7 protein-coding genes and 2 tRNA genes are annotated in these 12,901 nt (G+C 33.9%); 5 read left to right on the forward strand and 4 right to left on the reverse strand.

Annotated elements, in window-relative coordinates; genetic code table 11:
- Positions 1 to 73, reverse strand: a tRNA-Met gene (locus ABEB18_RS06535).
- A 35-nt stretch (positions 74 to 108) separates the two neighbouring features.
- A tRNA-Met gene (locus ABEB18_RS06540) sits at positions 109 to 181 on the reverse strand.
- A 116-nt stretch (positions 182 to 297) separates the two neighbouring features.
- On the opposite strand from ABEB18_RS06540, the gene era reads away from it, so the two are divergent.
- Together era and der are read left to right on the forward strand one after the other, a co-directional pair.
- Positions 298 to 1,182 (forward strand): GTPase Era, encoded by an 885-nt coding sequence (gene era / locus ABEB18_RS06545; RefSeq protein WP_348798383.1) that lies wholly within the window; start codon positions 298 to 300, stop codon positions 1,180 to 1,182.
- Between the two features lie 288 nt (positions 1,183 to 1,470).
- Complete coding sequence (gene der, locus ABEB18_RS06550) at positions 1,471 to 2,781, forward strand: ribosome biogenesis GTPase Der (RefSeq protein WP_348798384.1); 1,311 nt, start codon at positions 1,471 to 1,473, stop codon at positions 2,779 to 2,781.
- 39 nt (positions 2,782 to 2,820) lie between these two features.
- On the opposite strand, the gene ABEB18_RS06555 is transcribed toward der, so the two are convergent.
- Positions 2,821 to 3,576: a DUF2490 domain-containing protein gene (locus ABEB18_RS06555; protein WP_348798385.1), complete on the reverse strand. Its 756-nt coding sequence runs from the start codon at positions 3,574 to 3,576 to the stop codon at positions 2,821 to 2,823.
- A 201-nt stretch (positions 3,577 to 3,777) separates the two neighbouring features.
- Here ABEB18_RS06555 and ABEB18_RS06560 point away from each other — a divergent pair, with 201 nt between their 5' ends.
- Positions 3,778 to 6,555, forward strand: a complete 2,778-nt coding sequence (locus ABEB18_RS06560) for an outer membrane beta-barrel protein (protein WP_348798386.1) — start codon at positions 3,778 to 3,780, stop codon at positions 6,553 to 6,555.
- Positions 6,556 to 6,834: 279 nt separating this feature from the next.
- Complete coding sequence (locus ABEB18_RS06565; RefSeq protein ID WP_348798387.1) at positions 6,835 to 7,365, forward strand: Spy/CpxP family protein refolding chaperone; 531 nt, start codon at positions 6,835 to 6,837, stop codon at positions 7,363 to 7,365.
- 94 nt (positions 7,366 to 7,459) lie between these two features.
- Here the strand turns inward: ABEB18_RS06565 and ABEB18_RS06570 are convergent, their stop codons facing one another.
- Positions 7,460 to 10,021 carry a TonB-dependent receptor gene (locus ABEB18_RS06570; RefSeq protein ID WP_348798388.1) on the reverse strand — a complete coding sequence of 854 codons (2,562 nt, stop codon included), beginning with the start codon at positions 10,019 to 10,021 and terminating at the stop codon, positions 7,460 to 7,462.
- A 386-nt stretch (positions 10,022 to 10,407) separates the two neighbouring features.
- On the opposite strand from ABEB18_RS06570, the gene ABEB18_RS06575 reads away from it, so the two are divergent.
- Positions 10,408 to 12,867 carry a mechanosensitive ion channel domain-containing protein gene (locus ABEB18_RS06575; protein WP_348798389.1) on the forward strand — a complete coding sequence of 820 codons (2,460 nt, stop codon included), beginning with the start codon at positions 10,408 to 10,410 and terminating at the stop codon, positions 12,865 to 12,867.
- Positions 12,868 to 12,901: the final 34 nt, after the last annotated feature.

Below are 12,901 nucleotides of genomic sequence, written 5' to 3' on the forward strand. Positions count from 1 at the left end.
TAGCGGGAACAGGACTCGAACCTGTGACCTTCGGGTTATGAGCCCGACGAGCTGCCTACTGCTCTATCCCGCGATGTGCGTTTTGTAATCTCAATAAGGCTATCTTAGTAGCGGGAACAGGACTCGAACCTGTGACCTTCGGGTTATGAGCCCGACGAGCTGCCTACTGCTCTATCCCGCGATGTTTCGGGTGCAAAGATACGTTGAATTTATAGAAAAACAAGAAAAACTTTAAAAAATGTTTTATTTCTTGTATTGACTTGATATAACTACCTTTGCGGAATAAATTTTATTCAAATGTCACATAAAGCAGGTTTTGTAAATATCATAGGGAATCCAAATGTTGGAAAATCAACCTTAATGAATGCCTTTGTTGGGGAAAGATTATCAATTATTACTTCAAAAGCACAAACGACTCGTCATCGTATTCTTGGGATTGTAAATGGAGAGGATTTTCAAATGGTATTGTCGGATACTCCTGGGATCATAAAACCAGCTTACGAGATGCAAGAGGCTATGATGGATTTTGTGAAATCGGCCTTTGAAGATGCAGATGTCTTGATTTACATGGTCGAAATTGGTGAGCAGGACTTAAAAGACGAAGCTTTTTTTAATAAAATAATCCATTCTAAAATTCCAGTTTTGTTGTTGTTGAATAAAATTGACAATTCGAATCAAGAACAACTAGAGGAGCAGGTGGCTTTTTGGACGGCTAAAGTACCAAATGCCGAAATTTACCCAATATCGGCTTTACAGAATTTTAATGTTCCTGAGGTTTTTCAGAGAATCATTTCGTTATTGCCTGAATCACCAGCATATTATCCGAAAGATCAATTGACGGACAAGCCAGAACGTTTTTTTGTTAACGAAACCATTCGTGAAAAAATTCTTTTGAATTACAGTAAAGAAATTCCGTATGCCGTAGAAATTGTAACCGAAGAATTTTTGGAAGATGATAAAATTATCCGAATCCGTTCGGTAATTATGGTGGAGCGCGATACGCAAAAAGGAATTATCATTGGACATAAAGGCGCAGCTTTGAAGAAAGTTGGAACCGATGCCCGTGCTGATTTAGAGAAATTTTTCGGAAAACAAATTCACATTGAACTTTATGTAAAAGTGAACAAAAACTGGAGAAGCAACGCCAATATGTTGAAACGATTCGGGTACAATCAGAAATAGTTTTTGTTAAATTGATTAATAAAAATTTATTGTAACCGTGATGCCTTAGCCCAGATGGGAACGGCATCCTTATGTGGCGGGGTTCGCCACATAAGATAGAGTGGACAGCTGGAAATAGCTCCTAAAAAATATGAAAATCTAGGTACTTAGTCTTGATAGTTATCGGGATAGCAAATAAGTGGTTTTTTTAACTACCTTTGCAAAAAATTTAAAGAAAGTATTTTGGATTTATAAATTAATGTGAATTAATTGATAAAATCTAAAAATCGAAATCTAAAATTCAAAAAAATGAATAACATTGTTGCGATAGTAGGAAGACCTAATGTGGGGAAATCGACCCTGTTTAATAGGCTGATACAAAGAAGAGAGGCTATTGTAGATTCAGTATCTGGGGTGACCCGTGATAGAAACTATGGTAAAAGCGAGTGGAACGGAAAAGAGTTTTCTGTGATTGATACCGGAGGATACGTTCGCGGGTCTGATGACGTTTTCGAAGGCGAAATCCGTAAACAAGTGGAGCTTGCTATCGACGAAGCCGATGTTATTATTTTTGTGGTAGATGTTGAAGAAGGTATTACACCTATGGATGAAACGGTTGCCAAATTACTTCGTAAAGTAACAAAACCAGTTTTATTGGCTGTAAACAAAGTTGACAACGCCATGCGTGAGAAAGATGCTGTGGAGTTTTACAATCTTGGTTTGGGTGATTATTACACATTCGCCAGTATTTCTGGAAGCGGGACAGGGGATTTATTAGATGCTTTGATTGATGCTTTTCCAGAAAAACCAGAACCTGTAAAAGAAGAAGTTGCTTTGCCACGTTTTGCAGTTGTAGGTCGTCCTAATGCTGGGAAATCTAGTTTTATCAATGCGCTTATTGGTAAAGATAGATTTATGGTTACCGATATTGCGGGAACTACTCGTGATGCTATTGATACTAAATTTGACCGTTTTGGTTTTGAATTTAACTTGGTGGACACGGCTGGTATTCGTCGTAAAGCTAAGGTTAAAGAGGATTTAGAGTTTTACTCCGTAATGCGTTCTGTTCGTGCCATTGAGCATGCTGATATTTGTATTTTGGTAATAGATGCTACTCGTGGTTTTGAAAGCCAGGACCAAAATATTTTTTGGTTAGCTGCTAAGAACCGAAAAGGTGTGGTGGTCTTGGTTAACAAATGGGATTTGGTCGAAAAAGATACCATGTCAACTCGTGATTATGCTGAAAAGATTAAAAAAGAGTTAATGCCATTTACCGATGTGCCGATTTTGTTCGTTTCGGCATTAACCAAACAACGTTTGTTGAAAGCATTGGAAACTTCGGTTCAGGTTTTTGAAAACAGAAAACAACGTATTTCAACTTCAAAATTCAACGAATACATGTTGAAGGTGATAGAGTCTTATCCGCCACCAGCCACTAAAGGGAAATATGTAAAAATTAAATATTGTATGCAGTTACCAACTGATACACCGCAATTTGTGTTTTTTGCCAACTTACCACAATACGTAAAAGAACCTTACAAACGTTATCTCGAAAATAAGATTAGAGAAAATTGGGATTTTGCAGGAGTGCCAATTGATATTTATATTAGAGAAAAATAAAAATTTTAAAGTCCCCGATAGGGGATTTTTTTATGGTATTTAGTTAGTTTGTTCTTTAGGTTTTCCTTTTAGATTTATTTTGTGGTACAAACTAAAACGCAAAATATCTCGGTCATAATAATCAACTCCGCTGGCCCGTTGTTGAAAACTATTGAGATACCCCAATTCTAAAGCGATATTTTTGTTAAGTCCATATTGAAATGCAGTATAAAAACGATTCTGATCAAAAGTGTTATGGGCTACATTTTTGCCAGCATTGATCATGATTTCGTCAGAAGCAATTGCTTTTAGGTATTGCTTGTCTTTTTTCCAAAACGTATATTCTCCATGCAAGCGGTATCGAAATCTCCAGTAAAAAGTTGTTCCAGGAAGCAATTCGGTTTTGTTTGCATTATGAATGAATCGTTCTTCTACTTGAAATCTCTGGTAAAGAGAAAAGTTATTGAAAATTTGTTTCCAAACTATATCTTGTTGGGCTCTGTATTCAGGGACTTGAAAATTGTAGCTAATTTCAGGATTTTGAGTAAATACTTTAAAATGTGCATATCCAGCCCCTATTTCAAAATTTTTATTGATTTTGTAACGCCCTTGAATTCGGAAAACATAAATATTTTCCTTAGTTGGATTAATGAAAATACGATTGTCAAATTCGGTATGAACTGACCATTTTTCAGTAACGGATAGTATGTTGTAGTAGCGGAACCAGAGTAGGTTCTGATGTTCAACGTTTTTTTCGGTTTGGGCTCTTGAAATAAAACAGACGAATAAAAAAAATAATAATTTGATGGTTTTCATTAAGGCAATTTCAAATTTTCGGCAAATGTACACAAACGCTATAATTTTTATAGAGTTATTAGTGATTGTGTTTGCAACATAATAGCTTTAATTTGTTGATAAAAGGAGAAATAAGCAATTTGCTTAAGAAATGTTAAAAAGACAATTAAACCTTTTAGGGAATTTGTGGTCTTATTCGCAATACATGCTTAAAATGGAATTATGAATAAGATTTACTTTTCTTTCTTTTTTTTACTAATTGTTTTTACTGTTAGAGCCCAAAATACAATTGTAATCAAAGGTGGTGTTTATGATAGTGGAACAAAAAAACCAATAGAATTGGCTACAGTTTATTTATCAAATGTCAAGGATTCGACAGTTATCGAATATGCTACTACAGATAAGGATGGAATCTTTAAGATAACAACCAGAAAATACGAAAAACCATTTTTTCTAAAAATAAGCTATGTGGGGTACCAACAGTATGTTGAGCAGCAAAATGGAATTTTGGCCAATAAGGATTTTGGAAAATTATATTTGACAGAAAATCCAAAAGAACTCAATGAAGTCATCATAAAAAGTGAAGCTCCTCCTATTAGAATTAAAAAAGATACGTTAGAGTTTAATGCTTCTTCCTATAAAGTGCGTCCAGATGCAAATGTTGAAACGTTGCTGAAACAATTGCCAGGAGTTGAGGTTGATACTGATGGAAATGTTACCGTAAATGGAAAAGGGGTCACGCAGTTTTTGGTAAACGGAAAAGCTTTTTTTAATAAAGATGGGTCTATTTTGTTAAAAAATATGCCAGCTGATATGATTAAAAAAGTGCAAGTATCCGACTTTAAAACCAAAAAAGAAGAACTGTCCAGACAAGAGGCAAGCTCCGATGATGCCAGTATCAATTTTACTGTTGATGAAAAGAAAAACAAAGGCTACTTCGGAAAATTTTCTGGCGGATACGGAACAGATGATCGTTATGAGGCGAGTTTTATCCTAAATTATTTTAATAATAATCAAAAAATAAGTTTACTAGGTTCTTCAAATAATATAAATTCAACTGGTTTTTCTATGGATCAAGTTTTTGATAACATGGGAGGCGGACGTAATACCAGTTCTAATAACAGAGCATCGGGAACAGGCAAGGGGATTACTACTTCTAATTTGTTAGGATTTAATTATACTGATGAATGGGCCAAAGGCTTAGATGCTTCGGCTAGTTATAATTTTTCGAATACCATCAATAAAAATGAAACCAAATCCAATCAGGCCAATTTTATGCCTACTGGAACTATTTTTACCGAAGCCGATTCGAAAGCCAGAAATGAAAACACTGGTAACAAAGCCAATTTTGAGTTCGAATACAAAATGAATCCTACTACACGAATAGTAGTTACTCCCAAAATAGAGCAAGGTCGTACCAATAGCTTGTCTGAATCTTCGAGTTTTTCTACCGATGAAAATGGAAATGATCTAAACGAGAGTTCTGCCAAGTCCTATAAGGAAAACTCATCTACCAATTTTGGTAATACGATAAACTTTAATAAAGCTTTTGAAAGAAAGGCTAGAAATTTGAGTTTCGTTTTTACTAACAGTAACAACAAAAGTGATTCTGAAGCTATAAATATTTCGAATACCACATTTTATCAAGGAGGTAAACCTAATGATGATCGAAATCAAAACGGATTGTCTAATAATACCGATGATTCGTATTCACTTGAAGTCGAATTTACCGAACCAATAACCGATTCGTTACGCATTCGTTTTGGTTCTGAATTTGGTTGGCAAAACGAGGTAAACGATGTAAAAACGTATGATTTTGATGATAGTTCGCAAACCTATTCTTTCCTAAATGATTTGCAAACCAATTATACAACCTCAAGTCAGAACTCGATTACTCCAAAAGTGGGACTTTCATTCGAAAAAAATAAGTTTACTTTCAATTTAAATTCGAGTACTTCAATTGTAGATTTTGATAATCATTCTTTGTATTTAAACAATACTACCGATTTGAATAAAAAGTATGTTTTGCCATACGGTAGAGCTCAAGTTCGATACAGAATGGATAAAACAAAATTCCTTGTTTTGAGATACGATTATTCCAGTACGCTTCCTTCAACTAGCCAGTTGCTGCCTGTGGCCAATTTGGCCAATCCGTTAAATACCATTATTGGTAATCCAGATTTAAATTTGAATAAAAAAAATAGTGTCAATATCAATTATAGAAATTTTGATATGCGCACTCGTTCTGGTTTTTTTCTGTTCGCAAGAGGTGATTTTTATGATAGCCAAATTGCTGTTACTTCAATTTACGATGATAGCGGCAAAAGAACCACAACCTATAAAAATGTTGAGGGAACTTATACTACTTCGGCAGGAGGAAATTGGAACAAAACAATAAAAAACAATGCACATGTTTTTAGATTTGGCTTTGGTTTAAACGGTTCTTATGCGCTAGACAAAGGATTTACCAATGCAGTTTTGTACGAAGCTAAATCTTTAGGAATCTCTCCGAGAGTCAATTTTACTTATGAGTATGGCGAATTGCTTATTCTTTCCCCAAATTATAGTTTGTCCTACAATGAATCTCGATATACCAATTCCTCCTTAAATGCCAGCTCCAATGTAGTGCACAGAATCAATTTGCAAACGACCAGTTATTGGCCAAAAAATTGGATTTGGGGCAATGATTTTGGCTATACTTACAATTCTAATATTTCGGGTGACTTCAAAAAAGATTTCTATTTATGGAACACCAGTTTGTCTTATGGTTTTTTTGATAAAAAAATGTACTTAAAAGTAAAGGTTTACGATATCTTAAATCAAAACCAAAGTGCCACAAGAACCATTTCGGCAACAACCATTCGTGACGAAGAAAACGTCGTTTTAAAACGATATGCAATGTTTTCTGTAACCTATGATTTGGGAAGCATTAAACCAAAGGACAGAAGAGGTGGCCCAAACGGTGGTGGATTTAGAAGAGGCCCCGATAATATGAATTAATTTTTTAGGAGCAGGAAAATAAGGCAATTTCAGAAAGAGGATTCCTGCTATCCGTTGCAATCTTTTGTAGAGACGGGTTTCAAACCCGTCTCCTGTTTCAAACCCGTCTCTACAAAAGGATTTTCACTGCTATCAGGGCTAGGGAGAGAGATAGTGTTTTTTTGTTGTGATTTTTAATTTTTGATATGAATAAAAATTTAGTAAAAAATTAAGTATTAATCTGTTAAACTATTTAATGTCTAAATAGTCTTATGCTTATAATCTTAAAAAATAAATAAAATGAAATCACAGATCTTAGTAAATCCTAAAAACAATTTCAAAATTGTGGGACAAAAGTTAATCGTTGCAGCATTGTTGGTCGTAGGTGTTTCATCTTTTGCACAAGACCAAGTTCAAGGAAACAAAAAGTTGGATAAACCTAAAAGAGAAAAAATGTCTCCAGAACAAAGAAATCAGGCACAGTTAGACCGAATGACCAAGGAGTTGAATTTGACTCCTCAACAACAAGAACAAATAAAACCGATTCTTGCAGAACAAAGTGCAAAAATGGATGCCTTGAGACAAGAACGAATGGGAGAGAAACCCAAAAAAATGACTGCTGAAGAAAGAGAAGCCTTGAAAGCCAAAAGACAAGAAGAAAAAAAAGCAAACGATGCTAAACTTCAAACGATTTTAACTGTAGAGCAGTATAAAAAAATGAAAGCCAATGAAGCTGCTGCTAGAGATAGAATGAGAGAATCTAGAGATAATTGGGGTAATGGCGACGGGAATAGAGGTGATGATGCAGGAGGCAATACCGATATGAATTAATCAAAATTATTTTAATTTGAAAACAAAGACCCAAACACTGTTAAGGAGTGTTTGGGTCTTATTGATTCAGATTTTCAATATATAAAATTGATAATTATAAGGAATATTTCAAAGTAACACCATATGTTAATTGATCTCCCAACACAGCAGCATATTGTCCTGCATTTCCTCCAGCGGGTAATAATTGCTCGTAATAATCTTTGTTGAACAAGTTGCGCCCCCATAAACTAACCGATAAGCCTTCGGACGCACGGAATCCTAAGCGACCATTAAAAATAGCATATCCTGGTACTATTAAATATTTTGATGCAGATGCACTTGATGAAAATTCAGAGCGAGCATAAGAGTCTATTCCTAAAAATATTCTACCCGAATTACCAAAGAATTTTGCTTTGTCTGAAAGTTCAGCTCCAAAACTTCCCGCCCATCTCGATACCCCTGGTAAATCTGTTCCGGAAACATCTTTATACGCTACCGAAGCACCAGTTTCTTCTAAAGGTAGTGGAGCATTTGTAAACTTTTGGTAAATACCTTCAGTATAGGTAGCAGCACCATTAATAGTTAGGTATTTGTTTACAACAAAACTAGCATCTAGTTCTGCACCTCTTACACGAACTTTATCAGCATTGGCAAGATATCCACGGTTTACACCTAATTCAGCCGCTTGAACATTAGTTTGATAATCTTTGATTTCAGTATTAAACAAGGTCAAGTTTAAAATAGAATTTTTGAATGGAGTTGTTTTGATTCCTATTTCATAATGATTTACATCTTCTGGTTTTATCACTGCAAGTTCTAGCATTGGTTGCCCTGCAAGAGTTGGAAGCCCAGCTACATTTACACCAATAGGTTTATAACTTTTGGCATAAGTAGCATAAGTGTTGATTTTATCCGAAACTTTATAAGTAACCGTTATGTTTCCAGAAAAGTCGGTGTCGCTTTTCCCAGTTACAAAAGCTTGATCGGAGTAAACCGATTTTTGTAATGCTATTAAAGCAGGATCTGTAGTTTGCAAGCCGCCGTATGTTTTACGGTTATAATCAGCATCTTTTTTGTCATAATTATATCTCAAGCCTGGTAATACATGCAAGCGTTCGGTAATAGCCCAATCCAATTGACCAAATACTGCAGCACTAGTCGATTTAATACTTGATTTGGTATTGATTCCGTAACCTTCAAATAGCCCTGGAGTTGACCATAATTCGGTATTGGTGGTGTTTTGTGAAAATCGCCATTGAGCATCTCCTGATTCTTCAGTTCCTCTTGTTTTTACTTCTTGGTCTATAAAGAATACTCCTGCAACACCACTTAATTTTGAGGTAATTTGTCCTGCATAACGAATTTCTTGGGTAAATTGTGTTTGTCTAGAAGGGTTTTGTGATTTGGCTAATACCTGTAAACCTGTAAAATCTCTATCATTTGATGGATCCCATGTCCAAAAACGCCATGCTGTTGTTGAAGTCAGGGTACCTTTTCCAATTTTGGTATCAACATTTAAAGAAGCACCACCCAAATCTTGTCCTGATCTCCAAGGTGTATCGTGGTCAATCTTACGATCAAAAGCGTTTAAACTTGGAAGTTGATAATTTAAATCGGCAATAATAGCATTAAACTGACGATAAGCAGCTCTTTGTGTAGGAGCAACTCCAGCTACTACTTGAGCATATCCGTCTGGGCGCTGTGTAGTAAGGTCGGCTGCCAATGTAAGGTTAGTGTTCTCTGTTGGAGTATAAAGTAATTGTCCTCTAAAACCCTGATTGTTCAGTGTGTTGGTAGGTCTTCCTGTAGCAATATTGTCTATTAAGCCATCACGTTGTGTACCCGAAAAGGATAAACGTCCTGCTATTTTTTCGGTCAATGCTCCTGTTACAGAGGCTTTGGCTTGTAGGTAAGCATAATTTCCATAACTCACTTCAAAATCAGCTCCTGAGGTAAAACTTGGCTTGCGTGACGTGATATTAAAAGTTCCTGAAGTTGTATTTTTTCCAAATAAAGATCCTTGTGGACCACGTAATACCTCTATTCGTTCTACATCAATAAAGTCTAAAGTGGTAGCTGCTGGTCGCGCATAATAGACACCGTCAACATAAAATCCTACTCCTGGATCGATACCGTCATTGGTAAGTCCGTAGGGTGAACCAAGACTACGAATGTTTATTCCTGTATTTCGTGGATTTGAAGAATAGAGTTGTACGGCAGGTATAAGTTCTTTGATACGATTTACATTAAAAGCTCCTGCTTGTTCAGCTTGTTTTCCGGTTACTACCGATACAGCAATCGGAATATCCTGCGCTTTTTCTATTCTACGTCTGGAGGTAACTACTACTTCCGAAAGTACTTTTTCTTCTCCTGTAGAAATAGTTATTTGCAACGGACGAGAATTAGCTGGTAACTCAGAAACTTTAATTTCTTTTGTGGTGTATCCTGCATATTGCACGATAATGGTAAACGGTAATTCTTTGGCATCAATCGTAAACAAACCATTTATATCTGATGTTGCATTATTGGTTGTTCCTTTTACGACAATATTAACTCCTTCTATTGGGGAGTCCTGATCGTCTTTTACAACTCCCTCCAAACGATTTTGTGCAAATGATGTTGCTGTTATGAATACTAATAGTAAGCTAGTAATTGTTTTGGTATAGATATTTTTCATTTTTATATAAATTATATGTAATTAGTAGAGTTTAAAATTATTTTTTTTTTTTTTGGCTTCTAATAACACATACACATATTATGAATATTTACTGTTTCAATTGATCCAATTTCTTTTTTTAAGGACACATTTCCTATAAAAGTAAATTTACTTTGGTACGTTTTCATACGTTTCATTTTTGATAGGTTGTTGTTTATTTTGATGCAAAAATATAATTAATTCTATGTAATTAGTAGAATTTAAAAATATTTTTTTAAAATAATCTATTTTATATTGATAATCAGTCATTTAAAATGTTTGTTTTGTTGTTTTTTTTGCATTTGAATTGTTTGCATTATTTTTTTTATTAATTTAATTTCAGCTTTCAACTAAATAACCGCTTCCTTATGGCTTCAATTCAGAATCAGTTTAGAATTGTTTTTGTACTATTACTACAAGTTTGTTTTTTTTCAGCTTTGGCTCAAAAGGTTGTACCTCAAAATGATACTTTGTCGAATGTTGAGAAAATTGAAGAATATTTGAGTTTGGGTCCCGAAAAAAGTAAGGAAGTTTTTTATGAAAATACAATACGCAGAAAGCAAAAAGTTGTTTTTGATGCCATAGAAAAAGAAATTCAAAATGCCGATTTCATTCTTAAAACAGGATTAGATTATAAGAGTTTCACCCAAGAGCTTGCTACAATAATTCGCTTGAAAAAGAAAGCAATAGATGGTGTAATAAATAATAGAAATGACTTTCAGACTATCAGAAATATAACCGTTACGACTGTAATGTTAAAAGAATTGCAGATACGTATCGATAAGCAAATGGCTAATATTCAAAATAATAATGCTGCATTAACTTTGGTACAAAATAAAATTGATTCTTTAACTCTCGATGAATCCATTTATGTTGTTCCAAAAGATACCGTGATTAAAGTTTTGTATTACAACAAGTTTAAATCGATGAGTCAAGAAACGGCACTTATCAATAAGAAATTTAAAGATGCTTTTGATAGTATCGCTAAACTTGAAGTTAAGGGGAATCAGCTTAAATTTTCCTTGCAAAATGATATAATCGAAATTGATAATATTCGAAAAGACGAGTTTACCCATTTATTTTCTACTTCTGATGATATTTTTGTTCGAGATCCGGGAGAAAAAACATTTTATGAATCATTTGTATATTCTTTTGAAAAGGAAATGATTAGTTTGTTGTTTTTTATTTCGAACCATATCGATGCAATTTCATTAATGGTTTTGTTTGTAATTTGTATAATTGTTTATTTGTTATTTTTAAGAAACAAATATCAAAGTGCTGGTATTTATAATAAAATAGAGCATTCTAAACAAATTTTTAGACATCCAATAGCTTCTGCTCTATTAATTTCATTTACTCTTTTTAACTTCTTTTTTATTTTCCCGCCTTTTGCTTTTACAGCATTTATATGGATGATTTCGATTTTTGCCTTAACGTTTGTAAATAGGGAAGTAAATAATAATAATGAGAAAAGAATTTGGAGAGTTTATGCTATCTTACTCCTTTTAGGGTTTTATGATAATAATATATTAATACATTCGGTAGTAGAGGTTTATTTTATTTTGTTTTTGGCATTGACCACCTTATTTTTTAGTTGGTTTTCATTTATCAAAAGTAAAATGGTTTTAAGCAACTTATATAAATGTACTCTTTATGTTGTGATTGGTTTTGAGCTGTTGTCCGTTGTTTTTATCTTATTAGGTAATTATAGTTTAGGAAAATTATTAATGGTAAATGGTTTGATAACGGTTTTAATGTGTTATTTGTTTACTAATACTTACAAGCTAATTATTTTAGTGATTAATTATTCCAAATATTTAAGCGAAACCGACGAGGAAAAGAAAATTGATATTAGAACCATTGAAGAGGTAAATCATTCCTCATTTATCATTTTTATTTTTGTTTTAGGATGGATAGTTTCTATTGGTAAGAACTCCTATTTGTTTCAATTAATTGTTGATCCCTTCGCAGATTTTTTTACGACCAACAGGTCATTAGGAGATATTACATATACATATTCAAGTATTTTTATTTTCTTTTTGATTTTAATCATTTCTGTTTTTTTGGCAAAGATTGTTTCTTTTTTATCCAGTAGCCATTCAATTTCTAGTACAGGTGTAAAAGGGAATCAGTTAGGAAGTTGGTTGTTGCTTATTCAAATTGTTATTTTTACGATAGGTATCATTATAGCTTTTGCATCGGCAGGAATCCCAATAGATAGACTAACCATTATAATTAGTGCTTTGGGAGTTGGTATTGGTTTTGGTTTGCAGGCATTGGTTAATAACTTAGTGAGCGGACTCATTATTGCATTCGAAAAGCCCGTTAATATTGGCGATATTATTGAGGTGGGTAGTCAAATGGGTAAAATGAAATCTATCGGAATACGAAGTAGTGTTGTGACTACTTTTGATGGAGCAGATGTAATTATTCCAAATGGAGATTTATTAAATCAGCATTTGACCAATTGGACATTAGGGAATAATAAAAGAAGAGTCGAAATAGCCGTGGGGGTAGCTTATGGTACTGATCTTGAAAACGCAAAACAACTGTTGTTAGATGTAGTCGAAAAACATTCTTTAATTCTGTCAAGACCTGCACCAATTGTTTGGGTTACTAATTTTAATGATAGCTCAATTGATTTTGCTGTAAAATTTTGGGTTGCTAATGTTGATTATGCTAATGATGTACGAAGTGATATGTTTATTGCGATTGATACTATTTTCAAGGAAAATAATATAGAGATTCCTTTTCCGCAACAAGATGTTTATATCAAAAAAGTTGTTACAGATAGTCAATTTAAAACAACGGAAGAGTCTAAGGAATAATGAAGGTATATAAAATAGAAAACCGTTCTTAGTA

Origin of the sequence: Flavobacterium adhaerens (genome assembly GCF_040045115.1) — a bacterium.
Classification (GTDB): domain Bacteria; phylum Bacteroidota; class Bacteroidia; order Flavobacteriales; family Flavobacteriaceae; genus Flavobacterium; species Flavobacterium adhaerens.